At 33.0% G+C, this 24,232-nt stretch carries 27 protein-coding genes; 11 read left to right on the forward strand and 16 right to left on the reverse strand.

Features of this window, described 5'->3' with window-relative positions; all coding sequences use genetic code 11:
- The first annotated feature begins 130 nt into the window (after positions 1 to 130).
- The 9 genes from B2Z27_RS13120 to B2Z27_RS13160 all read left to right on the forward strand — a co-directional run bounded on the left by B2Z27_RS13120 (position 131) and on the right by B2Z27_RS13160 (position 6,437).
- Complete coding sequence (locus tag B2Z27_RS13120) at positions 131 to 742, forward strand: hypothetical protein (protein WP_286813980.1); 612 nt, start codon at positions 131 to 133, stop codon at positions 740 to 742.
- A gap of 17 nt (positions 743 to 759) precedes the next feature.
- Positions 760 to 1,131, forward strand: a complete 372-nt coding sequence (locus B2Z27_RS13125; protein ID WP_286813981.1) for a hypothetical protein — start codon at positions 760 to 762, stop codon at positions 1,129 to 1,131.
- Between the two features lie 23 nt (positions 1,132 to 1,154).
- Positions 1,155 to 1,475, forward strand: a complete 321-nt coding sequence (locus B2Z27_RS13130; RefSeq protein ID WP_286813982.1) for a hypothetical protein — start codon at positions 1,155 to 1,157, stop codon at positions 1,473 to 1,475.
- A 355-nt stretch (positions 1,476 to 1,830) separates the two neighbouring features.
- The gene (locus B2Z27_RS13135) at positions 1,831 to 3,366 is read left to right on the forward strand and encodes a prolyl oligopeptidase family serine peptidase (RefSeq protein ID WP_286813983.1); all 1,536 of its coding nucleotides are present in this window, start codon (positions 1,831 to 1,833) and stop codon (positions 3,364 to 3,366) included.
- Between the two features lie 125 nt (positions 3,367 to 3,491).
- On the forward strand, positions 3,492 to 4,334 hold the full coding sequence (locus tag B2Z27_RS13140; protein WP_286813984.1) for a GNAT family N-acetyltransferase: 843 nt from the start codon (positions 3,492 to 3,494) through the stop codon (positions 4,332 to 4,334).
- 24 nt (positions 4,335 to 4,358) lie between these two features.
- Entirely contained in the window at positions 4,359 to 5,111 is a 753-nt protein-coding gene (locus B2Z27_RS13145; protein ID WP_286813985.1) for a class I SAM-dependent methyltransferase, read from the forward strand.
- A gap of 42 nt (positions 5,112 to 5,153) precedes the next feature.
- Positions 5,154 to 5,546 carry a glyoxalase/bleomycin resistance/dioxygenase family protein gene (locus B2Z27_RS13150; RefSeq protein WP_286813986.1) on the forward strand — a complete coding sequence of 131 codons (393 nt, stop codon included), beginning with the start codon at positions 5,154 to 5,156 and terminating at the stop codon, positions 5,544 to 5,546.
- Between the two features lie 52 nt (positions 5,547 to 5,598).
- The gene (locus tag B2Z27_RS13155; RefSeq protein ID WP_286813987.1) at positions 5,599 to 5,937 is read left to right on the forward strand and encodes a hypothetical protein; all 339 of its coding nucleotides are present in this window, start codon (positions 5,599 to 5,601) and stop codon (positions 5,935 to 5,937) included.
- Positions 5,938 to 6,044: 107 nt separating this feature from the next.
- Entirely contained in the window at positions 6,045 to 6,437 is a 393-nt protein-coding gene (locus tag B2Z27_RS13160; protein WP_286813988.1) for a hypothetical protein, read from the forward strand.
- Positions 6,438 to 6,848: 411 nt separating this feature from the next.
- Here the strand turns inward: B2Z27_RS13160 and B2Z27_RS13165 are convergent, their stop codons facing one another.
- Complete coding sequence (locus B2Z27_RS13165; protein ID WP_286813989.1) at positions 6,849 to 8,609, reverse strand: tetratricopeptide repeat-containing sensor histidine kinase; 1,761 nt, start codon at positions 8,607 to 8,609, stop codon at positions 6,849 to 6,851.
- A gap of 826 nt (positions 8,610 to 9,435) precedes the next feature.
- Between B2Z27_RS13165 and B2Z27_RS13170 the strand changes: the two genes are divergently transcribed.
- Together B2Z27_RS13170 and B2Z27_RS13175 are read left to right on the forward strand one after the other, a co-directional pair.
- Positions 9,436 to 9,837 (forward strand): response regulator, encoded by a 402-nt coding sequence (locus tag B2Z27_RS13170; protein WP_286813990.1) that lies wholly within the window; start codon positions 9,436 to 9,438, stop codon positions 9,835 to 9,837.
- 610 nt (positions 9,838 to 10,447) lie between these two features.
- Complete coding sequence (locus tag B2Z27_RS13175) at positions 10,448 to 11,770, forward strand: GAF domain-containing sensor histidine kinase (protein WP_286813991.1); 1,323 nt, start codon at positions 10,448 to 10,450, stop codon at positions 11,768 to 11,770.
- Here B2Z27_RS13175 and B2Z27_RS13180 read toward each other — a convergent pair.
- From B2Z27_RS13180 to B2Z27_RS13250, 15 genes are all read right to left on the reverse strand, one after another.
- Positions 11,767 to 12,786, reverse strand: coding sequence for an adenosine deaminase (locus B2Z27_RS13180; RefSeq protein ID WP_286813992.1), 1,020 nt, complete (start codon positions 12,784 to 12,786; stop codon positions 11,767 to 11,769). The genes B2Z27_RS13175 and B2Z27_RS13180 overlap by 4 nt on opposite strands.
- Before the next feature lie 169 nt (positions 12,787 to 12,955).
- Positions 12,956 to 13,339 carry a DUF3037 domain-containing protein gene (locus B2Z27_RS13185; protein ID WP_091605125.1) on the reverse strand — a complete coding sequence of 128 codons (384 nt, stop codon included), beginning with the start codon at positions 13,337 to 13,339 and terminating at the stop codon, positions 12,956 to 12,958.
- Positions 13,329 to 14,108 (reverse strand): HipA family kinase, encoded by a 780-nt coding sequence (locus B2Z27_RS13190; protein ID WP_286813993.1) that lies wholly within the window; start codon positions 14,106 to 14,108, stop codon positions 13,329 to 13,331. The genes B2Z27_RS13185 and B2Z27_RS13190 overlap by 11 nt, the downstream gene beginning before the upstream one ends.
- A gap of 44 nt (positions 14,109 to 14,152) precedes the next feature.
- A complete protein-coding gene (locus B2Z27_RS13195; RefSeq protein ID WP_286813994.1) occupies positions 14,153 to 14,488 on the reverse strand; it encodes a hypothetical protein in 336 nt (111 codons plus the stop codon).
- 32 nt (positions 14,489 to 14,520) lie between these two features.
- The gene (locus tag B2Z27_RS13200; RefSeq protein ID WP_286813995.1) at positions 14,521 to 15,192 is read right to left on the reverse strand and encodes a hypothetical protein; all 672 of its coding nucleotides are present in this window, start codon (positions 15,190 to 15,192) and stop codon (positions 14,521 to 14,523) included.
- A 93-nt stretch (positions 15,193 to 15,285) separates the two neighbouring features.
- A complete protein-coding gene (locus B2Z27_RS13205) occupies positions 15,286 to 15,738 on the reverse strand; it encodes a GNAT family N-acetyltransferase (protein WP_286813996.1) in 453 nt (150 codons plus the stop codon).
- 47 nt (positions 15,739 to 15,785) lie between these two features.
- Positions 15,786 to 16,388, reverse strand: coding sequence for a short chain dehydrogenase (locus tag B2Z27_RS13210; protein WP_286813997.1), 603 nt, complete (start codon positions 16,386 to 16,388; stop codon positions 15,786 to 15,788).
- A gap of 136 nt (positions 16,389 to 16,524) precedes the next feature.
- Entirely contained in the window at positions 16,525 to 16,995 is a 471-nt protein-coding gene (locus B2Z27_RS13215) for an OsmC family protein (protein ID WP_058103139.1), read from the reverse strand.
- A 17-nt stretch (positions 16,996 to 17,012) separates the two neighbouring features.
- On the reverse strand, positions 17,013 to 18,077 hold the full coding sequence (locus tag B2Z27_RS13220) for a carboxylate--amine ligase (RefSeq protein ID WP_286813998.1): 1,065 nt from the start codon (positions 18,075 to 18,077) through the stop codon (positions 17,013 to 17,015).
- Positions 18,078 to 18,394: 317 nt separating this feature from the next.
- The gene (locus B2Z27_RS13225; RefSeq protein ID WP_286813999.1) at positions 18,395 to 19,540 is read right to left on the reverse strand and encodes an alpha/beta fold hydrolase; all 1,146 of its coding nucleotides are present in this window, start codon (positions 19,538 to 19,540) and stop codon (positions 18,395 to 18,397) included.
- A gap of 190 nt (positions 19,541 to 19,730) precedes the next feature.
- On the reverse strand, positions 19,731 to 20,225 hold the full coding sequence (locus tag B2Z27_RS13230) for an FG-GAP-like repeat-containing protein (RefSeq protein WP_286814000.1): 495 nt from the start codon (positions 20,223 to 20,225) through the stop codon (positions 19,731 to 19,733).
- Positions 20,226 to 20,373: 148 nt separating this feature from the next.
- Positions 20,374 to 21,036: a sulfatase/phosphatase domain-containing protein gene (locus tag B2Z27_RS13235; protein ID WP_349675894.1), complete on the reverse strand. Its 663-nt coding sequence runs from the start codon at positions 21,034 to 21,036 to the stop codon at positions 20,374 to 20,376.
- Position 21,037: 1 nt separating this feature from the next.
- Positions 21,038 to 21,940 carry a sulfatase-like hydrolase/transferase gene (locus B2Z27_RS13240; RefSeq protein ID WP_286814001.1) on the reverse strand — a complete coding sequence of 301 codons (903 nt, stop codon included), beginning with the start codon at positions 21,938 to 21,940 and terminating at the stop codon, positions 21,038 to 21,040.
- A gap of 678 nt (positions 21,941 to 22,618) precedes the next feature.
- Positions 22,619 to 23,518, reverse strand: a complete 900-nt coding sequence (locus B2Z27_RS13245) for a carotenoid biosynthesis protein (protein ID WP_058103136.1) — start codon at positions 23,516 to 23,518, stop codon at positions 22,619 to 22,621.
- Positions 23,519 to 23,597: 79 nt separating this feature from the next.
- Positions 23,598 to 24,232, reverse strand: a 635-nt coding sequence (locus tag B2Z27_RS13250; protein WP_286814002.1) for a Crp/Fnr family transcriptional regulator, incomplete at its 5' end; no start/stop codon positions are given.

Below are 24,232 nucleotides of genomic sequence, written 5' to 3' on the forward strand. Positions count from 1 at the left end.
GTAAAAATGGAATGAAGAATAAAAAAGCTAGCAAATTAATTATGGAGTTAGTAATGATATATAGGGAACTGAACGCTTAAAAGTTTAAATAAACGATCATAAAAAATAATAGATTTAGCCTATAGCGTCTATGAAAAAAGTTTTTAGTAGAAATGACCGGCACTTTTCTAAAGTATCTTTTGTTAATTGGCGTACTGATGGTGGAGATGATATAAGTAACTTACTTGTTTTAGCTGATGGTTACTTTAGTTCAGGAATAGAATTAACCCAAAGATGTTTGAATGACAACTACTGGAAGGTGGCCGATAAACTTATTTTTCCAATTTTCCATAACGTTAATCATGGAATGGAGTTATACTTGAAAGCCTTAATATGGAAAGTCAACAGGCTACTCGATATACCCAATAGAATAGAGGGTAAACATAATATCAAACAGATTTATGAAAATGCTAAAGCCAAAATCAAACTTTTTCATGGAGCAAATGGAGTTAAACACTTTGATTCAGTTACTAAAGAACTTAAATTGTATATAGAAGAACATTATGAGATAATTCAGGAGAATCCAGATCAAAATAAAATTGATTTTTCTAGATACCCAATATCTAATGATTATGAACGACATTTTTACGCTAAACAGTGGGATAATATTGAAGTTGATTTAGAAAACTTGAATACAATGTTTTTAGAGATTTATGAGAAGCTTGAAGATTTAACATCCTATTATTATCATGAAGAGTTTTGATAAAAGTTAGAAGTGTAATGCAAACAAAATTTATTAGAGTTGAAAAGGGTATAGGAGGTAAAACTAAATTTAGTTTCTTCCAACTAGATGTGTTCAAATTTCTTCATGAAGAAATGGGGTATTCATATATTAGAATTAAAGGTAAAGGCAAGTATATTAAATCGACTGCAGGTGGCTACGAAATAGTACGATTTCAGGAGCTCAGAGATGATTTCACGGAATATTTAAGAAATGATTTTGATTACAACTTACTTCCTGAAGATATTTCATGGGAGGACTTTATGAATAAGTACTATCAAAAAAATCCTATTACACAGCCATATGCTAGGGCTTATTTCTCATCTATAGATATACTTAATGAGATTACTTTGGCAAGGAAACAAAAATAATGGGTTAAAAAGAAATCCTAACAATGGCACCATCTTCAGAAATATCAGAAAACCGAATACTTGAAATATATATTGAATCTAAAAGACGAATGGATTTATGGCTATCTCATTCAACATTTGATGAAATGACCGTTATGGGAAGCAAAATTAGGTTTGATATGGCATTGGGATTATATGGTGGTTATCCTTTTGAAAAGCCAGAATGGATGAAAGATAAAGTATTCGATGATTTTGTTACAGAATCCGAATACGACACATCGGAATATCAAGAAGTTATCAATCAACTTTTTGAACAAGCCGAAGAAAAAACTAAATTCAACAATGGCTCTAATTCTTATCGTTGATGAATTTTGGGGCGAAAGAAAAGCCGAGACTATTGTAAAAGTTCAAATAAAGGATTAATTGTATTTATGTGAAGCAACATAAGAATACTTCATTGCGTTATAAGAAAGTTAAATTTAATTATACTTTAATAAAGCACAACTCTTTATCTACAGTATTGAATGAAGAACGCATTTGGGTTTTTAGTATCTTCAAGTACGGTTCAAATAAATGACATTCAATTTTATTCAAAAACTAAAAAGGGTGTATAAGGCTATATTTTCCCATCTATGATGTACAACATTAATGACGGGCGCCCCCTCCCTGTAACAATCGTTGAATCCTTGCATCTTTAAAGTGAACACTAATAGCAAAAAAATGAGAGCGAAATTTATAATACCGCTACTTCTTTTACAAATATTTTTTGTCAAAGCGCAAACATCATTAAAAGAAATAAACCTAAAAACCGGAGAGTTTAATGTAGGTTTTGAACATTATCTGATAATTGATAGCACCAGAACTTATCAAATTGAAAATGACTTCAATAATCAATTAGTTTATAGACCAATACCAGTTAGCATTTGGTATCCAGCTGTAATGGACAATAAAGATTCTAAACAGTTGACGGTTTTAGATTACTTGGAGGTTCTAAAAGAAGAGGAAGAATCTAAAAAATTACCAAATGAGTTATTGTTGGATTGGTTTCCCGACTTGGGAGGAGAAACACCTCAAAGTAGGACCCATTTGTCTGAAAAAGTAAATGCTTTCTCCAATGCCACATTTTTAGAAGGAAAATTCCCGGTCGTAGTTTATGCACCAAGCTATCAAGCTTCATCAATTGAAAATTTTGTTTTGTTCGAATATTTAGCAAGTAATGGTTTCATTGTGATATCAAGTCCTTCAAGAGGAACAAGTACAAGATGGTTAGAAGGTGGGACTACAAAGGATATGGAAACACAGTCTAGGGATGTAGAATTACTTTTAAAAGAAATACATAAATACGAAAATATAGACTTCGATAGAATAGCACTTATGGGTTTCAGTTTTGGCGGACTTTCTAATGCTATAACTGTTATGAAAAACAAGAAAATTGATGCACTTGTTAGCTTAGATGGTACTGAAAGATATAACTACGCTGTACTTGAACAATCGCCTTACTTTGATTTAGATAGTTTTAATGTGCCGTATATCCATTTCGCTCAAAAAGATATTCCTGAAGAAGTAATGACCAGTGATAAAATACCTAACGAGTTGAATTATAAATTCCAATTGTACGATTCTTTAAAATATAACGATGCCTACAGTTACAAATTACATGACCTAACACATTCACATTTTGGTTCCATAGGTGTCTTATTTGCATATCGGGACAAAAGACAAGATAAAAGTGATGTGAAAATTATGGCATCCTACAGGCTACTTTTGGAGTACACCTTACAATTCTTAAATGCTACTCTAAAAAATAAAGAAAAAGCAAAGGAATTCATTGAGAAAAGCCCTGATGAAAATGGCATTTCCGAAACCCTTGTTTCGAAAAAAATGAAAAAAGCGCATTCAAGAGAATTCAAGTTTCTGGATTTTAATAATTTAGCGCTCCATCAGAATTATCGAGATTTAGTGCCGTTGTACCAAAAGACCATAGCTAAACATCCAACACTTAAGCTTGAAGAAAGTATGTTGAATAGTCTAGGGCTTAGGTTGTCATTTAATGCTGGAAAAATGGAGCAAGGTATAAATGTCTTTTTATTAGCCATACATATTTATCCAAATTCAGCAAATTTATATGATAGTTTAGCCTTGGCCTATCTTTACAACAAGGATAATAAAAACGCAATTTCCAACTACAAGAAGTCATTAGAATTAAATCCTAAAAATCAGAATGCAATTAACATACTTAAAGAACTGGAGGAATAATACTAATAGCAAAAAAAGAACCGTACTAAAACTAAAGTTGAAATAAAGGATATGTTTTTGAATAGTATATCGGAAATAGACTTTCTTCAAATGTAATCGTTAGCGGTAAACCAGGAACACTCAAAATGGAATTTAAGACTTTAGATGGAATAAATAGAAAAGAGATTTTAAATGTATTCAATAAATCTTTTTCAGATTACTTTATTCCTTTTCATTTAACTGAAGAACAATTATCCTTTAAAATGACAGCTGATAAAATCAACCTCAGTTTGTCTGTTGGGGTTTTTGAAAACTCAAATCTAATAGCGTTTATATTGCATGGGTTTGACAAAGTAAATAACGAAAAGACAATTTATAACGGCGGAACAGGAGTTATTCCGGAAAAAAGGGGCTCGGGTTTGACAAAACAAATGCATCAATTCATTTTACCACTTTTAAAAGAAAAGGGAATAGATATGCTTCAACTTGAAGTCATAAAGGTAAATAGCCAAGCTATTATTTCTTATGAAAAATCTGGGTATAAGATCGCAAGAGAATTAGTTTGCTATAAAGGAGAAGTAAGTATATCAAATACAAATAACGGCTTACAAATTAGAAAACTGCACAATTATTATTGGGACTTAATGGAATCATTTTGGGACGTTTATCCTACTTGGCAAAACTCAAAAAACGTCATTAATGAATTAAGACCTAATAACATTTCATTAGGTTCATATATTGATAATCTTTTGATTGGTTATATCGTTTTCAATCCAAAAAATAATCGAATACTACAAATTGCTGTAAGTCCTAAATTTAGACAAAAAAAGGTAGCTTCTACTTTAGTAAAACAATTAACTGAGACATATGGAAACACACTTTCTATTATCAATGTTGATAAAAGTTCAAATTGTATAAATACGTTTTTTAAAAGAATAGGACTTAAAAACCATCTTGAACAGTTAGAAATGAAATTTCATCTTGAATAAATAATTAATATAATTTAATAACGAATGGATAGCAATTATAAAGTTGGGGATTTAATCTATGATGCAAATATCTATGATGGGATGAATACCAACCTAGCTGATTTACAATTTTATAAGCGGTGGCTTCCAAAAAACAAGGATGCCAGTATCCTAGAACTTTGTTGTGGTACTGGTAGACTTACTCTTCCAATTGCAAAGGATGGGTATAATATTAGCGGGGTGGATAATACTACTTCAATGCTGGAACAAGCAAAAGTAAAAGCGTCCAAAGGAGGGTTAGAAGTTGAATTTATTCAATCAGATATTAGAACTTTAGATTTAGGAAAAAAGTACGACCTCATTTTTATTCCATTTAACTCAATCCATCATTTATACAAAACTGAAGATTTATTTAAGTCGTTAACTGTTGTTAAAAGGCATCTCAAGGAAGGAGGGTTATTTCTGTTAGATTGTTTTAATCCCAATTTTCAATTTATTGTTGAAGGTCAAAAAAGAGCAAAAAAAATTGCTGAATATATTACCAATGATGGAAGAGAAATATCAATAAAGCAGACAATGCGATTTGAAAACACAACACAAATTAATCGTATAGAATGGCATTTTCATATTAACGGAGAGTTTGATTCAACCCAAAATTTGGATATGAGACTATTTTTTCCTCAAGAATTAAACTCATATCTGGAATGGAGCCGTTTTAATATTCTTCACAAGTTTGGTAATTTTGAAGAAGAAGTATTTAACGATAATTCGGAAAAACAGATATTTGTTTGTCAATAATATATACATATTCCAGAATTGTAAAAAAAATTATAAAATCCTATGGAATTCGACCGAACTGGAATAATATTATATACTCTTAAATATAAAAAATGTTTGGAGTTTTATGGAAAAATTCTAGGTCTTAAAAAAATGTTCGAAAATGAAAATCTTACTTGTTTTGAATTTGGGCAAGCATATCTGATGGTCGAAATAGATAATCAGTTTAAGGGACGAAAAATAGGAATGGAACGAACAAAAACCTGTTTGAGAAAGAATGTTTCAAACGTGAAGATACTTGCGAACAAATTGATTTCGAAAAACATAGAAGTAGATTATCAGGAGCACTCTTGGGGTACAATAGCAAAATTTACAGACCCTGACGGTAATCTGTGTGCGTTTAAGGACAGTTTTAAATTCGAAAAACAAATTTTAAAATATAAGGAAATGGACTAATCGGTTTGAAAAATCCCTAGCCCCTCTCTCGAAAGTTCAAATAAAGGATGAAATGAAGATTAAAATATTTATTGGAATTCTTGTCCTAGTTACTTTTAGTTGTAACAACAATGATGATTTAAGTGACAATGAAAATTTTCTGTTCTGGAATCAAACAAAATGCGGTGATCCTTGGAATACAGGGGAAAATAATTCAATTGATGAAACTGAAGTTGCAGTTACGCAATATTTAGAAAGTGAAGATATAGTCGTCACTAGTTTGGGTTTTGACAATAATTCACCTTTGGATACACTATGTGAATCCTGTGGTTGTGGAACTGGGCAACGGATTATTATCGGAACTAACGTTTCAGATATTTCTAAATTAGAAAACTTAGGCTTTTATCAATGAAGAAAAGTATATATAAACGATAAACTTACATTCGAGATCAATCGTTGTAAATCAATGTGTTTAACTGTATTTAAAACAGCTGTCTAATTACTTAATAGAATATAATAATGAAAAAAATTATCGCTTTAACCTTATTGCTTCTAGTTGTTTTATCGTGTTCAGACTCTAAAGATGGAGACTGGGACGATAATATAAAACTGTCACAAAAAGAAGTACAATTTTCTTCAACGAATAACAATGTTGAAATATCAACGGAAGGAACTGGATGGTGGATTGGCGAAGTTACTATGAACGGTGAGCAATTTGACTTAGATGGAATTGATACAACTAAGGAGAATTTTATTATTGAACAAGCTGAATTCTCTATTGAAAGAAAAAATTCAACAGAGATTTATATTTCAATGCAACAAAATCAATCTACAACTGAGAGGGTATTGCTAATTGGACTTCAAGCTGGTAATTATTTCGATGGAATAAAAGTTACGCAGTCCGGGAATTGAAAAAAAAGCAATAAAATACAACTCCATATGAAATGGCATTGTCCAGTACTTAAATTTTTTTAAAAGATACAAGTTAGGACACCAAGTCGTAATTGGAAAAGATAATTAGAGATTTAATTTCTCCGCCAATTTATATAAAAAAAGCCGATAACTTTTACCGGCTCAAACTCGCTAATTCAAACTTAAGAACGTATCCACGAATGGCACTGCGAAGTTATTTAGTTCAAATCGGTTGGGATAGAAATTTAGTTATCCAAATTGTTATTAAATTGTATTGTGAAAGTTCAAATAAAGGATAGGTTGGGACACTAAGGCTTAATTTGTAAAATTCAACTAAAGTATTCATTCAATAGCTGAGGAAGCCATCAATCATCGGAGCCTCTTTACTGCAATAGTTCTTTAAATGTAGAATTATATATCAGGCAACTTATGCCCAAGGGGAAAAGTTACCGTAATGTCGGTACCTTTATTTTCTTCACTGGCAACATGGATTTCACCTCCGTTTCTTTTAATGAACTCATTACTTAGTACAAGGCCAAGCCCACTTCCTTTTTCGCCCTCCGTTCCATTAATGCCTTTCGGTTTTTGAACTGAAAAAAGACTTTCACTGATTTCGTGCGACATTCCAACGCCCGTATCGGACACGGTTATTATAATGCGGTCTAAAGTTTGGACTACGGTTACCTTGACCGAGCCCTTTCTTGGGGTAAACTTAATGGCATTGTTGACCAGATTGCGGATAACGAATTCAACCTGATCCCTATCCCCGATAATATGGGGGTCGCCGGTAACCAAAGCTGTCAACTCTACCTCCTTGTTATTCGCAATTACCGAGAATATCTCGCAAATCTCATATACGGTCACTTTAAGAGATATCGCTTCTTTTTTATCCTTTATCACATTCATCTGACTTTGTGCCCATATGATAAGGTTGTCCGCCATTTTCAGGGTATTGTCCAAGGATTTGCCAAGTTCTTTGCCCATATCCTGTATTTCCTCCTTGCTTATGAAATCGATATGTTCAACCAGAACAGAGCTAAAGGATTTAAGGGAGGTCAATGGGCTTCTCAGATCATGTGCGACAATACTGAAGAACTTATTTTTAGTTGCATTAAGTTCCTGTAACTCGGCTTTCTGTTGATTTATGGTTGCGTTTCGAGATTTAAGTTTTCCATTGATGTTTTTCACCTTTCCAAGTACTACGGCCAACGTGATCAGGAATAAAGAGCCGATCAGTAAACTTACATTCCGATTAAATATACTAGAGGCCTGTGCCAGATTTTCTTTAAGGAGCTTATCGGTGGTTTTGTTAAGATTATGAATAGAGGCCATACTTTTCGTGAGCCTGTTCCGATCTTCAAGTTGGACTCTTTGCAGGTCCTGGGAAATTTCATCGTATTCATTGAGGTATAACCCTGTTTTCTCTATATTGTTCCGCTTTAAGTAGAACGTTTGCATTTCGCGATATACCCGAAGCAAGAATTTATTTAAATTGTATTTTCTGCAAAAGGCTTCTGCATTTGCCAGATATTCAAATTCAAGGGCATCATTTTTTGCAGATCCCGCCATGGTGGCCAAGTGTATAAAAGCTTCTGCCGTAGCTACTTTTTGAGCGTTGTCCCCTAGTTCATCCGAAATACTAATAACCTTTTTAAAATAATGACCGGCAGAGTCAAGTTGGCCTTCATTTTCTTTTATCAGTCCCATTACCTTGTAACAACTTGACATTACGGGGAGATTGGCAATTGAATCGTTGATCTGTATAGCCAACCTGGTAAGTTGTTCTGCCTTTATAAATTCTTTGTTGTTATAATAACTTTCCCCGAGATTATGTGCACTGACCCCGATACGTTCCTTTATACCCTGCATGGTAAAGGCTTCAAAGGATTTTTTATGATATTCTATTTCCTGTTCACGATTGTTCAGGCTGCGATATATATGTCCCAACGATATGTAGCAATTCGCCAATCCTTTTTTATCCCCACGATCTTCAAAAATATCGATGGCCTTTTGTATATATTCCATGCCCATAAAATAATTATCGTTCAAAGCATAGATGCTCGATAAAATCCTATAGCTATAGGCTATACCATCGATATCGTTGATATCGGTCGCCAGTGTAAGAGCCTCTTCGGCGTATTCCAGTGATTTGATATTGTCGACGTAGGTCAATTCCCGGCTCAGGGTATATAAGGTATTGATCCGCTCTTTCTCGGTAAGCTCGGGTCGAGAAATGGAATATTGTAGTTCCTGGACGGTTTGAGTTCGAGCAAATAAATGCACTGAGTATAAATAAAAGCAAGAAACATGCCTTAATGCATAAGGGGGGGGATTTCATACTTGCGAGGGTATTGTTAGATATTAATTATAGAACGCTATAGCTTTTAAGTTATTATAGCGTTTAAAATCAGGTGGTTATTTTAATTTTGAACGGAGTCATCGGATAATGAGCCAATATGGATACACTTCATTCAAATTGAATATGCCATAATTGAAAGTTACCAATTTTATATAAATCTTCCAATAATACTACTGCACATTGCAATTTAGAATTTGTAATATACTTATTTTTTAGAATGTACGAATTTTGGTATATATTTATGTAAGGGGAATACCTTGTATCTCTTTAAAAATAGGTTCAACCTTATTTATAAAATAGAAAAGGGCCTGATGTTTAATAATTATAACTTGATATTATTCTACAGAACCTGATGAGCGATAGTATAAATGTTTCAGTCTTAAACATCTATTGAGAATATCAAAAATCAATGAACAAAAAGAAAAGAATTATTTTAACATCTGCCTATTGGAATGGAATGTGGGTATACATGGTGACTAACCTTTAGTCCAAGCTAATTATCCCGTTGTGATACCGTTTTCGAAGGTATGTTATTTTATAGTACCGTCATACGTGGAGACGCTGGCAGGAAGTATCCTTGCCTTTGGGAATACCAAATAAGGAAAGATATTTCGGGGCCGAATTTTAAAAAGAGAACATATGTCAAAATTATTGATAAGTATTATAGATGATGATGAGCTTTATAAGTATGCGCTCAGGAGAATGCTAAGAAAGCTGGAAATTAATGACTTAGGTATCATAGAATTTTCTAATGGTGTGGAAGCCATCGATTTTTATAATAAGCGAATAATAGAAGGGGGAGAACTTCCAGATGTCATTTTTCTTGATATCAATATGCCCCTGATGGACGGGTTTCAATTCATGATAGAGTATAAAGGTTTAAAAGATAAACTTGATAAAATAGCGGAGATTTATATGTGTTCCTCGTCGATAAACCCTAACGATTTGCAAAATGCCGAGGAAATCGAAGAAATTACCGAGTACATCACTAAGCCTTTCAAATTTGAAAAGATCCATGAAATATTAATTACGGTAAAATGATGTATTACCGAGATTGGTAAAATATGATTGCTACCAATCGCAGAATAATCGTGAAAAGTCTAATGATATAAAATTAGATTAAGAATAAATGAAGAATTAGGATTCCATGTTTTAATCCTTAAAGTTTAAATAAAGGATGGTATTATATTTTAAAGAAGATATTATATTGCTTTTTTAGAAATGTAGATTACGTATTAGAATTTCGTAAATGAGCTTATTTGCCGTTAATTTAAAGGCAGATAACCCAAAACACCCAAATTTTTGTTAAAAAGGGGCTAATTCGGTGGACCTTAAAATTAAGAGTTTGTTTATCGCCCGAAAACAGGCGATAATGTAGATTATGGATAGTTCCTCTTTCTCCGCATAATGAAAGCTCAACAATTGATATTGTTGGGCTTTTTCATTTTAGATAGCTAGTTTTTTTGCATTGTGAATTTTTATTCTTGATATGTATTCGCAGTTTTTATGTCTAAAGTTTAAACCATGATGATATAATCTTTGAGGGGTTTCTAGCAAAGTAAGATTTCCATAAGATTATATTATATTTAGGTTTTTGAATAAAGCGCTCCTTATATTTGTTGCGTTTAAACCTACCGCTCTTATAAAAACAATGACGAAAGCCAAGATCCATCCTAAGGAAAAAGAAAGATTAGCTCTTCTTGATTCATATTCAATTTTAGATACCTTGCCTGAAAAAGATTATGATAACCTAACCCAACTTGCAGCAGAAATTTGTCAGACCCCAATATCTTTGATCACTTTGCTTGATGATAAGCGGCAATGGTTTAAATCTCACTATGGTTTAGAAACCTCTGAAACACCAATTGAAGATGCATTTTGTGCTCATGCTATAACTAGTGATGAACCAATATTTACTACGGAAGATGCAAGAGAAGATAGCCGTTTTCAAAATAATCCTTTGGTTACAGGTGATCCTAATATTGTTTTCTATGCAGGTATTCCATTAAAAAATGCTAACGGATTACCTCTAGGTACTTTATGTGTTATTGATAATAAACCTAGAAAACTTACGCAAAGCCAGAAAGAATCTCTCAACATTTTATCTGAGCAGGTTATTAATTTGTTGGAGCTTAGAAAGAACAAGTTAGAATTGGAACGTGCGCATAAAAAGCTGAAAAAATTCTCTAAAAAACTAGAGCGTAAGGTGTTTCAACGAACCAATCAACTTGAAATAAAAACGATTAAGCTTGAGTTGATGATCAATGATTTAGAGTCATTTAATCATATTTGTAGCCATGACCTTCAAGAACCGTTGCGCAAAATTCAAATGTTCATTTCTCAGATCAGTGATACCGAATTCAACAATTTATCGGAAGTTGGAAAGCATAAATTAGAAAGAATAGACTTGTCCGCCGGTCGTATGCGTAATCTAATTCAAGATTTGATGGCATATGGAGCAACGGAATCTATTGATAATAGCTTGACCACTGTTTCATTAAAAAATCTGGTTTTAGATGTAAAGGATATTTTGAGTGAAGAATTAAAAGAACATAAAACTTTGCTCAGAGTTCAAAAAGACTGTCCAATTACAGTGAGACCTGTACAGTTTAAACAATTGCTTTTTAATTTGTTTACCAATGCCATAAAGTTTTCAAAAAATGAAATCAAACCAACTATAAAAGTACATGGCTCGGTGGTTAACGGAACGGATTACCCGGAACTTAAATTAAACGAAGACCGACAATATTCTCGTATTTTAATATCTGATAATGGTATTGGGTTCGATCAAAAATATGAAAACAAGGTCTTTGAAATCTTTCAACGCTTACATAGTGATGAAGAATATCAAGGTACCGGTATTGGTCTGGCAATTGTAAAGAGAATTGTAACTACCCATAGCGGACAGATAAGGGTAGAGAGCTCTCTTGGTAACGGTGCTGTTTTTGATATATTTATTCCCCTTGCAGATTAAAGAGATTTAAAATATTCTTTTACCTCAGTAATATGGCTTTCCTTAGATGCCTTATTTAGCCAACTGGCTTCAAATGCATTAATGGCCAATTGTTCTATTTGTGCCAAACTCAAATTTAGCGCTTTTGCGGTCTGGTAGTGGTTCTCGTTCATATACCCGCCGAAATAGGCAGGATCGTCTGAATGTATGGTCGCAAGAATTCCCTTGTCCAACATTTTGGCAACTGGATGCTCATCCATCTTCTGAATTACTTTTAAGGCAACGTTACTGGTAGGGCATAGGGTCAACGCAATTTTATCATTCACTAGTCTTTTTATCAAAGCTTCGTCCGTTAGACAACGATTACCATGGTCAATGCGCTCAACATTTAAAATATCCAAAGCTTCCCAAATGTATTCTGCAGGACCTTCTTCACCTGCATGTGCCACGAGTTTGTATCCATGTTCTGCAGATGCTTTAAATACCTTTTCAAACTTACTTGGCGGATTTCCCATTTCCGAAGAATCTAAACCAACACCATCAATTATGTCTTTAAATGGTAATGATTCTTCTAAGGTCTTAAAAGCAGCCTCTTCACTTAAATGACGCAAATAGCTCATTATGAGTTTATAAGAAATATTAAGCTCGTTTTTGCCCTTTTCTAAGGCACGATGAATTCCATTAATGACCACATCAAAACTTACTCCACGTTCTGTATGTGTTTGTGGGTCAAAAAATACTTCTGCATGTTTTACGTTTTCACTGTGAACTTTGGTTAAATATGCCCATGTAAGATCAAAGAAATCTTGCTCGTGCAACAATACTTGTGCACCGGCATAATAGATATCTAAAAACTCTTGTAAGTTATTGAATTTGTAAGCTTCTTTTACAGACTCAATGGAATCGTAAGGTAAGTTGATGTTGTTTCTCTTTGCAATCTCGAACATCAATTCTGGCTCAAAACTACCTTCTAAATGTAGATGGAGTTCCGCTTTTGGAATTCCTTGAATAATAGTTTTAAGTTTAGATAATTCCATAGCGTAGTAGTTTTGATTTTCTTTTTTAAGATATGTAAGTCCATTTAATGTAATAAACTTACTTATAAAACTTGATATTTATTTTTGTTGTTTGCTATAGCTATTGTTTTCAAATAGATCAGGCATTAATTTAGGTTGGCACTTTGATGTAATAAGATAAACAGATTGCTTAAAGAACATAGGTATTAAAAATATCTTCAAGTTCTTTTTCAGGATCTGTACTTAGTCCTGATCGCGTGGTGGAGCTTTGTATAACGGTGCTTCTGCAAGCTGTTAACCATCCAAATCGATCTGGTAGGTCTAATTTACCTATGGGTCCGCCTGCTTCTTTACCCTCACATATCAGCTTCCATGCCTTTAAATATTCGTTTAATATCTCGTATTCTATTTCTGGAGAAAAAGCTTTTAATTTTTTCTCGTCGATATGATATTTAATATCTAAAAATTTTGTTCGTTTACAGAATAAAATCACCCCAACATTAAAGAACTCTTCTCGTTCTACCTTGGGCACTATTCTAACTATGGCAAACTTAAATGTATGTCTATCTTGCATCTTCGGCTTCTTTTACTAATACATCTATCATTGATAGTTTAGTGTTTATAAATTGAATATAGGCTGCTCTTTTTTCATCCGCATTCAAAACGTCAGACGCGCTTGATAGCCAATCTTCTGGTATATTTAAAACTATTTCAGTTACTTTTTCTAAGGTAATGTACTTTTTAATTTCTGCTGCTGCTTCAGAGAGGGCAGTGGCCTGTTGTAATAGTACATGATCTTTTATGAACGGGAAGGTTCTTGATAAATGGTTTTCCCAGGTTTCCCAATTATGATGAAAATAGAAACTGGCACCATTGTCTATGACCCATAACTCATTGTGCCAAAATAAGAGATTTGCATTTTTTGCCGTTCGATCTATATTGCTGATCAAGCTATCCAATACTACTACCTTAGATGCTATCAATGCATCTGCCTTAGAAATTAATGGATCAAAAGTAATGGCGCCGGATAAAAAATGCAATCCAAGATTTAACCCAACACTAAACTTTAATAAATCCTGAATTTCTTCATCCGGCTCTGTTTGTCTAAAGGAGTCCTCTAAATTCATAAATACCAGTTCAGGTACTTTTAAACCTATGGCACGTGCCAATTCTCCGCCAATAAATTCTGCAATGAGCGATTTTTTTCCTTGGCCTGACCCTCTAAATTTCAGTACATATAAAAAATCATCATTTGCTTTTACAATGGCCGGCATAGAGCCTCCTTCCCGTAAGGGTTGCAAATATTGAACAACATCTACTGTCCTAATATCAATTGTATTCATATTGCTAAGATATAGTTTGTAGTAATATCTATACCTCTGCTTATCTAAATAACATTGACAACTTCTTCTAAGACATAATGGGTAACCCCAACAATAACAGCAATTATAGAAATAATCAGAAATTTAAAAAGTACTGAATTACTATTAGCTTTAAGTTTGTTGTTTAGAAATACAACATCGAGCAAAATAAATATAACGGCAATAATACAGCCAATGATTGTGCCAACCTGTACCAATGCCCATTCATATACCATACTTGACAACGAGAATTTAGTATGGTCTGATTCTGGTGCCGGTCCTAAAACTATGCGCATATGGAATAACCCTAAAAGTATAGCAACAACAAGCCAACCAAGGTATCTTAGTATTCGTTTGGTCATATCACTTAAACGCTACTAGACGTGCAATGGTATTATTCAACTTTATTTTCTAACGGAGAAATCATAATATGTGCCCTGTGAGTACCAGGGTCCATGATCCAAGGGTGATTTGGAGCTGAGGGTGTCTCCGGCAAACCGATCGATTTAGATGTGGCAAAAGGGGTGTATATAACGTAACGTAGTTTAGCACCTTCAACTTGTGATGTTTCAGGGTCAAAGGTTGTATTTGGACCATAATAAATGTGTAAAGTAGAACCGGGAGTTATTTTTATTTTACCAGATTTTACTTCTGCTTCGCGTATAGTAAAAATTTCGTCTGAAGATTTGCCTTCGTTACGTAAGGTTCTTCCCCGTGCCATAAAAGGTTCTAGGTCTTTATGATAACATGCGGCATTGAAACCGTCTTTCTTTGGGTCGTCTGCAAGTACAATATACTCGCTGTCACCTTCCTTTAGCGTAATAAATTCACCTGCCATATTGTAACCGATAACTTTAGTATTTTCCCTACTATCTTTTGGTGCTGCCATTAATGCCGTAGCAATTAAATCTTGATCGCTTTCAATAGATTTTAAATTCGATTTTTTATCCGCAATTTCTTCGGTAGTTTCGGTAGAATTGTCATTAGAAGTCCCTTTGTTTTTATTAGAAGTATTACAAGATATTACAAGACCGCCAAGTAGTAATGTAGCTAGAAGTTTGTTCATGATTTAAAGGTTTTTGTTTTTTTTGATACTTAAGAAAGTTCTTTTCTAAAGTTAGTTATTTTATTAACCTTCTGAACGTCAAAAGCTTTTAAATTATGTACCAAATTTTTCTAACTGCATATGTAAAATAGGGTAGGGTTTACCTGTAGCATCTAACTCTGACCTGCTTTGTGTTTTAAATTGATAATGTTCGTAAAAACCTACAGCTTGTTCATTCTGTTCATTAACATCTACTTTGTCTATTTTCAAGTCTTTAATGGCATATTGTAATAACAATGTCCCAATACCTTGGCCCCTATAATCTGGATGTACGAACAACATTTCAAGATTACTTTGGTCAACACCTAGAAAAGCAATGATTTCCTTTTCATGGTTTCTATAGGCACGAAGGTTTACGGCATCTAAATAGGTGTTTAAGATCAAAGGTTTAAAATACTGGATATCCTCTTCATTTAAAAAATGATGTGTAGCTCTGACGGAAGCTTCCCAAACCTCTACAACTTGTGGGTATTCCCACTTTTGGATAAAATCAATTTTATTCTTCACAATTAAAAATAGAAAAACAGTTGATAATTTGTTTTAAGAAGTCATAATTAATCATACAAACGTATAACTTCTCCGTTTCCTCTTCCTTTTACACTACGTACATAACCATTTACTACTTTAGGCATAGAAATGGGGTTGTGCCCCGGAAAATAGTCTTTATACTTCTCATAGGCATTTTCTACCATACCAGACGATACCACATTTACTCTAATCTCATTTTCCATTTCAAGGGCAACCGCTTGTACAAAGCTATGAATACCACCGTTTACCATAGCTGCACTAGTGGTTTTTACTACGGGATCATCGGCTAAAATACCGGTAGTTAACGTGATGGAGCCTTTTTTGTTTAAATAATGTTGTCCTATGCGAACCAAATTTACTTGCCCCATTAGTTTGCTTCTTAAACCTATATAATAATCTTCTTCCGTTAGGTTGTTGAAATTGTCCCATTTTGCCTCTCCGGCAATACAGATGATGGCGTCTAATTTTCCTGTTTTTTCAAACATTGATGAAATGGAGCTGCTGTCTGCAATATCTACTGTGACATCACCGGTTGTACGGCCAGCAATAATAACTTCATTATCATTTTTAAAGTGAGAAACTACGGTTTTACCAATAGTTCCGTTGCCTCCTATTATTAAAATTTTCATAATATGATGTTTCTAGGTAATTATAGGTTTAATCTATTAATTCCAATGTTAATGGCTTTTGTTTCCCCATCTCGTAATTTTATATGCTATAATCAAAAAATATGTCATTTAGTGTAAATACTTTCGTCTGTGAGTCTTAATCTGAAATAATATTAGGTTTATGTTTAATTTCAAAGTTGCAAGAATTGGCAATAAAACACATTTTATTAGCTTCTTCATGTAATTCTTTAGCTTCTTGAATTCTGTTTTTATCCGAAATTCTAACGGTAGGGTTAAGGGTAACTTCTGTAAACCTTCCGCTACCGTTATTATCTTCCGCCATTATACCCGTAGCATTATCCTCATATGCAGTTACTATAATTTTATGTACGGAACATAAATGTAAATACCATAGCATATGACATGCTGTTATTGAAGACAGAAAAAGATCTTCTGGGTTATATTTTGATTTGTCGCCCAAAAATGATGGATCAGAAGACCCATGAATTGCATCATATTTACCAACGGATTTAATTTCGTGATTACGGTTGTAAGAGGTATAGTTTAAAGTTCCGTTTCCCTCGTTACCTGTCCACTCAACTTTTATTTCGTATTTGTGACTTTTCATTTTAAAGTGCTTGCTGTTTAATTGTCTATGGATACCGAGTTCCATTTTTGGTTCAGGATGTTGCTCAAAAGATCAATATAATTCCATCCTATTTTTCTTGCAGATAGTAACGATAAACTATCTTGGTTATTTCTGTGGGACCTTGAGGGGCCGGTCATATTCGGTTTCATATTAAGGTCAAATAAATAATATTTTCCTGTACTGTTAGATCTGCAATCTATTCTAATGGGAGCTTTAATATCTATTATCTCTGCAGATTTAACGCAATGTTCATAAACTTCTAGAATTTCATTACTCTGTAACTCTACATCACTTAGTACTTTACTGTTTTCCATAACAGCTACTGTTCCATTATAAGGGGCAATACCATTATCATGATTATATCTTTCTACTGCAGGTAAGCACCATGGTCTATCATAAAACAATTCTTTGCCATTTACCATGTAATTCCCTTTTGGCATTACGGTAATTGTTATTTCCTTTCCAATTAAAAATTCTTCAATGTAAACAGCGGTGCCATAGGTATTGTTTGAAAACATAGCATGTAACCTACCTAAAAGATCTTTGTGGTTATTGATTTTCGTTACACCTTGACTTCCTCTTCCTCTTATCGGTTTTAATACCAAAGGAAATTTTAAGTCCAATGAAAGGTTGTTGTAATCTTCATTGGTAATGAGTTGATTTTTAGGGATAGGTATATTGTTGGTAGCTAAAATATAATTGGTATACATTTTATCATCAAAAGTATCTACTAAGGATGGTGTTTGCCCTACAATATAAAGATCTTCGTTATAAAATTTTTCTATGTTGTGATGGTTATAGAGCACCGTATTCAGCCAAAAGATTTTTGCACCTTTATTCAATGCATTTTTAATACCATCTTCTGTGTCTGGAAAAACCCAATCCTTGTCAATATTTTCATTTGGATGTTCTACAGGTGTAATTACATGATATTGGTTTTTTAATAATGCAAAAGCTATATCCGCTCCACTATCTGCATAGCCTCCAGGTTTCATAGGTTTTTGAATACCTTCTTTAATAGGAGGTAATTGGGCTTGGTATAATATCGCTATTTTATCCATAGTATAAATTTAACTAAACTATCTATTTCATTTTTATGATTATTTAGATTTAAGAGTTGTCCTTTGGATTTCAAAGTTTTTTAATTCTGCGATATCAAATTAGAAAATCTGTGAAATACCCTATAAAGGCTAAAAGCTATAATGTGAAATTGAAGACCAATAATTCAATGAAAAAGAATAGACTAGAAGTAAAGTTTATTGGGAGTTAAACAAGTATTCTGAATTCTAAAAAGCAATTATTAAAATTGGCGACCGGTAATCTCTATTTACTGATTCAGTACTTTAGCTCTTCCCTTTTTTGCATACTGTTCTTCAAATTATTTTTGTTTCAATTGAAGCAATACCTTTTTTCCATTTTCATTTTCTGGATTCAATTCAATTGATTTCTCATACATTTCAATTGCTTCAGCTTTTCTATTTGCTTTTAATAATGCTTCTCCATAACTATCATATGCATTAGAACTATCTGGAAATAAAATTGTAGTTAATTTAAAAACTTCTAAAGCCTTATCTAATTCTTCGTTTCCTAAAAATGTATATCCCAATGTGTTCAAATCTTGCTCTGAACGATTGTTCAACTTAGTTTCAATAGATAATTCTATGGCATTATCTAACGTCTTTTGTAATAGCTCATTTTGTTGCCTTTCGTCTAGTGTTTTTGAATATGCTTTTATAATTGCATTGATGACTAAAGAGGGGTTATCTTGAAATACAGCATGACCACTTCCTTTGGCGATAATGTTTGTAACATTTTCCTTATTGTCGTCAAGTTCTTCGTGAAGTTTTCTCCATCTAGTGGAAAGTGTCTCAGGTAAACCTGGTAAAGAGTTTTCAGGAAAAATATTTAGTAATGGTATACTTTCTGGGAAATCTATATTTCTTGCATATCGCATGGTTTCATTGTAATTGGCATTCAAAAAATAGTCTCCTGAAGGTTTAGGTATTGTACTAATATCAACATTGTTATCTCTCATTTTCAATAATTCATCATTCCAAAAATTGTTAAGCGTTACATCAATTAAGACCACGGATTTTACTTTTTTAGGATGTTTGTTTGCATAGAGCAAATTGTACAGCCCACCATACGAGTGGGAAACTAAAATGATTTCATCATCGTACCCCAACTTTGAAAGACCTGTTTCCAGTTCTTTAATTCCATTTTTTATTCCAAAATCCGAATCGTTTTTCAAGTTTGGATTTAATTCACTTTGTCCAAAACCAGAGCGGTCATAAGAAATCAATGTTGTACCCGTAACTTTATGGATTTTTTCTAAAATGTTGTCCCAGACAGAACCATCATTACCTGCACCCGCCTCAAAAAGAATTGGAGTTCCTTTTCCTTTTATAATGTTGAAATGCATTTGGTAGCCGCCAATGTCTACTAGGGTACTTTTTACTTGGGCTTGTATTGAAAAGGATAGGGTTAAAACTATTAAAATAGAAAGATAAAAATGTTTCATCATGGTTTGTGTTTATGGTGAAAAGTAAAGTACTATAATTATGAATTAAAATAGCGCTAACATATTAATTTAACTATTTGTTAATGAGTATCTAATAGTTTTTTTTTATTGAAAAAAACCACTTTAATTTTACGCTATGATTCTATTTCATAAGTCAAAATTTTTAGTCCTTCTTCAAATGATTCCGTTTTGATCAAATTCCATTCGGTGCAATAATTTTTAGAGCTATCTTACAACGGTTATGTATTAGTATAGTTGCGGGTTTGTATAGAGCAACTTCTGAATAAAATTCAAAATCTCCTTTTCCATTATTTAGATAAATTTTATGTGGTGCGTTATCATTGATTTCTACAATGTCTAAGTCATTATCATTATCTAAATCGACCAATTCAGCAGTATAGCTGGTTGAACCTTTTGTTCCTAATGTCCCTACGGTGTTAAACCCTTTGCCGTAATTATAGAATATGTAATTATTTTCTGGCCAGTGACGCCCATTGGCGATAACAGCATCTAATTTTTGGTCATTGTTAATATCACCTAGACTAATTGAGGCACTTCTTTGTTTTTCTGTGCCAAAGCTTAATCTTGGTTCTTGTTTATTCATATCATTTCTAGAAAAAAATCCTCTTTCTTGAGCTGTTGTAATTTGAAATGCTGCAAGTAGTATTAATAATATTAGTTTATTCATAATAGATAATAATCGGTGTTATTTGATGAAAAGAATTTAGTATCCTTTTCATAAGCAAGATGATTTGTACTAGTATTTAATTGTTAGTTTTAAATGATACCGTAGATTTTACTTGATGTAATTCCTTTTACTAGTAGGAACTATTTTATTAAGGCAATGCTTTTTGCCATCCATCTTCAAGCTGTTTGGATAATTCTGGTATAATAGTATTCATATTATCCATATCAGCTAAATTCAGAGTTTCAAAAGGGTCTTTTTCTTTGTCGTACAATTCTGCATTTTTGTATTCTCCTCTAGTTCCTGTATTTGGGTCCCAACCATACCATTCTATATAATGGTATTTTTTGGTGTTTAGCGAATAACCCATATAACGATTACCATCGGCAGAAACCTTAGGTCTACGATGAAATTGACTAAATGCAGCAGTTTTCCATGGTAATTGGGGGTTCTCCGTTAAGGGGGCAAAGCTTTTTCCCTGCGAATAATTAGGTATATCTATTCCTGCTAGTTCACATAATGAAGGAAAAATATCTACCAATTCTACCATGGCATCGGTTTTTGCACCTGGGTTTTTTTGACCCGGATAGCTCACAATTAATGGAACTTTTAAATCGATATTGTAGTTGGTCATTTTTCCCCAACTATTATGATCGCCCAATTTCCAACCGTGATCTCCAAACAGTACGATAATAGTATTATCGTATATGTTCAATTCTTTTAAATGAGAAAATAAATCTCCAAGCAATGCATCTACATAAGTTACACTTGCATAATACCCTTGCCTTAAAGTACGTACGGTATCAATACTAATATTATTTTCGGTAAGTTGGGTGGCCTATATGTGAAAAGCCATCATAATGTCTTAATTCATACATGGAATTCATGCTGTGTAGCGGAGCCCCATTAGGTATATTAGGATTATTTGCCAATGGTATTTTTTCGGGGTCATACATGTCCCAATATTTCTTGGGAGCTGTAAAGGGTAGGTGAGGACGAAAATAACCTAGTCCAAGATAAAACGGTTTGTCCATTTTTGAAAGACGAGATAATGTTTGCTTAGCCAATTTTGTTTGGGCACCGTCGTAATACATGGTGTCGTGAACATCTGCTGCCTCCCATGCAGGACCGGTATTCCACCCATCGGCATATCTAACAGATTTTAATTTTAATAACGAATCTCTTTTTAATGCTTGAGATTCGTTTACTTCTTTACTGATGTAAAAAGTTTCACCATCTCTACCTATCCAATCTTTTTGTAAATAACGTTTGGGTCTAAGGTCTGGCTCGTCCCAAGAGATAGAATCGGGCATGTAATTATGAAATATTTTACCAATATTAACGGTATGATAGCCAAATTTGGAAAAATATTGGGGCATTGTAACAGCATCTGGGTTTATATCGCGAAACTTATCTCCAAGATGCCATACTCTAGTGGAATCTGGTCTAATGCCAGTCATTAAGCTAGCTCTAGATGGCGCACAAACAGCGGCTTGGCAATAAGCGTCCATAAATGTTGTTCCTAACATTGCTAATTTATCTATGTTAGGGGTTATGGCAATACTGTCACCGTATACGCCTAAATTTGGTCTAAGGTCATCTATAGAAATAAATAGTACATTAGGTTTTTTAACTTTCTTTTCAGGCTCACTGCAGCTAGAAAGAATGAATAAGGAACTTATAACCGTAAGAAGGTTTTTAATGTAATTGTACTTCATTAAATGGTGATTTTGTACAGGTGGATAATTGATTGTCTATATTAATAATGGAAATATAGTAAAAACCTGTTTTGATATTCGTCTTAAACTATAATAAAATAAGCAGTTCAGATTAATATGCTAATCTCAAAAAAAAAGATACAAATCATATATTAAAGCTTAGAAATTTCTACAATGCTTTAACTGAGGGATTATTGTTTTACTTTTTTTGTCCAAAGCTAAATTCATTCCCGATAGCTATAGGGACAATAAATACTAAGACCTTTTTGTTTTAATGAAAAAAATACGCACAGCGTTTTTGGTTTTGTTATACACTGTTTTATTCTCAAAGTCCATTCCCGGAAGTTTTAAAAATCCAAACACCTAAGACAATGGTTATGGAATAAATTAATACCTACAAAGTTTGTTCCGTCGGCTCTATTATAAATTCTTAATCTATTAAAAGGAATGTAATTCAAACCTATAAAATGGAATAAAAGCATAACATTATTGTCTCTTTCAAGTCCGAAACTTTGTTATTTAAGCCTCGTTTGATTAACTCGAAAATACCATGACTGGTATTGATGAAGCATTACTAAAAATCTATTTAATTGATTGGAGTTTAAATGTACTCTGGTTCATTTAGAAATATGCTTGTTCACTTATTCTAGCTTTAAGTAAAATTAAATAAGCAAATAATTACGATGCTTTCAGGTCACTATTTCCATTCTTATATAAATTTACAATTGCTAATACAGAAGAGTATAACATTGTAAACACCATGACAGTTACAGCTGTTTCATAAAGGTTTGCTACCGTCCATGTATTTCCTGCCAAATCCTGTATTTCTGTTTTGTTGTCTATGTGATAAATGTATTGGGTAACATAAGAAAAAGCAATGGTTAAATATAGAACTATTGGTTGCACCCAATAAGATTTCTTATCAACCAAGCCTGAAGTTTTAATCATTTTTTGATTTTTGGCAAGAACTAGTGTAAATAGTTGCATAAAAAGGTAGCATGTGAAATACCAGCCAAGAAAATTGACCAAAGGGACACCTACAAAACCACCACCATTTTCCCAAACCCATAATCCTTGATAGGTAGATGTTGATGGGTCTTGAACCAAATCAAATTGAACCATTATAAATGCGCTTACCATTGGTAATAAGAAAATATTATTTTTTTTATCTAAATGGCGATCGGCATGGTTCAGTATAATAGAGCCAATTGTCCAAGACAAATAGCCAACAGAAATATAAATTGGACCTACAACTACAGGCACTTGGTCTATAAAAGGAACTGCAAAAGGAGCACTAGATAAATCATAATGATAATTTCCAAAAGGGAAGCCCGTATGTATGCTTAAATCTTCTAAAAATGTACTAACGGTATAAGCTATAATAACGAATAGTCCGGTACCTTTCCAACCATATCTAGCTATGCCGTGAATTACGAGAAATATGCACCCTGCCAGAGCAAGAATTCCTGTTGCTGGCCTTGGGTCATGAACAAAAATAAGGTTGCTAATAAAATATAGTAGTATTAATCCCCAACCTAAATAATAGCTGAATTTAGCAGATGAACTCATTTTTTTCATAATATTTCCTCATTAAATTTTTCCTTTCAGACAAATTAATGAGAAAATTAAATGACATTTATGAAACTAATTTCATCTTTCAAATACCTTTTTTAATCTTACTTAACCATTGTGGAGTTACACCAATAAATTCTGCTATATACTTTGAAGGAACATTTCTTGTAACCGGATTATGTTCGGTTATCAAATAGTGATATAACTTCTTTTTAGAAAGACTTATGAGTTTTGTTTTCATTTGACCTTCAATTATAAGTGCTTGTAAAATTTTGGCATTATAATATTTATTAAAAGCTTTGTACTCATTATTTAAACTATTGATACTGTCACGATGAAAAGCTATTAATTTTGAATTTTTATACGCTGTTAGCTGACAACTGGAAATAGATTTGGTAAAAAAACTTTCGGGCTCTGTCATATAGGGTTGATAATTATCAATATAAAAAGCAATGGTTCTGTACTTTGAACTATCCTCATTATAATATTGACTTATAAACCCACCCTCAATGATAAAATAAATATAATTGTTTCGTTCTCCAATATTTAAAAGTATCTCATTTCTTTTTACGCTTAATAGTTTTCCTTTAGATATGTTTTTCTGAATTAAGTTTTCGGATATGCCATACTTAGCTGCATCTTGTATTAGTCTTTTACTTAATTGATTGTGGTGATATGTTGTCATACTATTATTGCACAACGGTGTTGTATATGAAAAGT

Source organism: Maribacter sp. UBA3344 (genome assembly GCF_002362375.1).
GTDB classification, from domain to species: domain Bacteria; phylum Bacteroidota; class Bacteroidia; order Flavobacteriales; family Flavobacteriaceae; genus Maribacter; species Maribacter dokdonensis.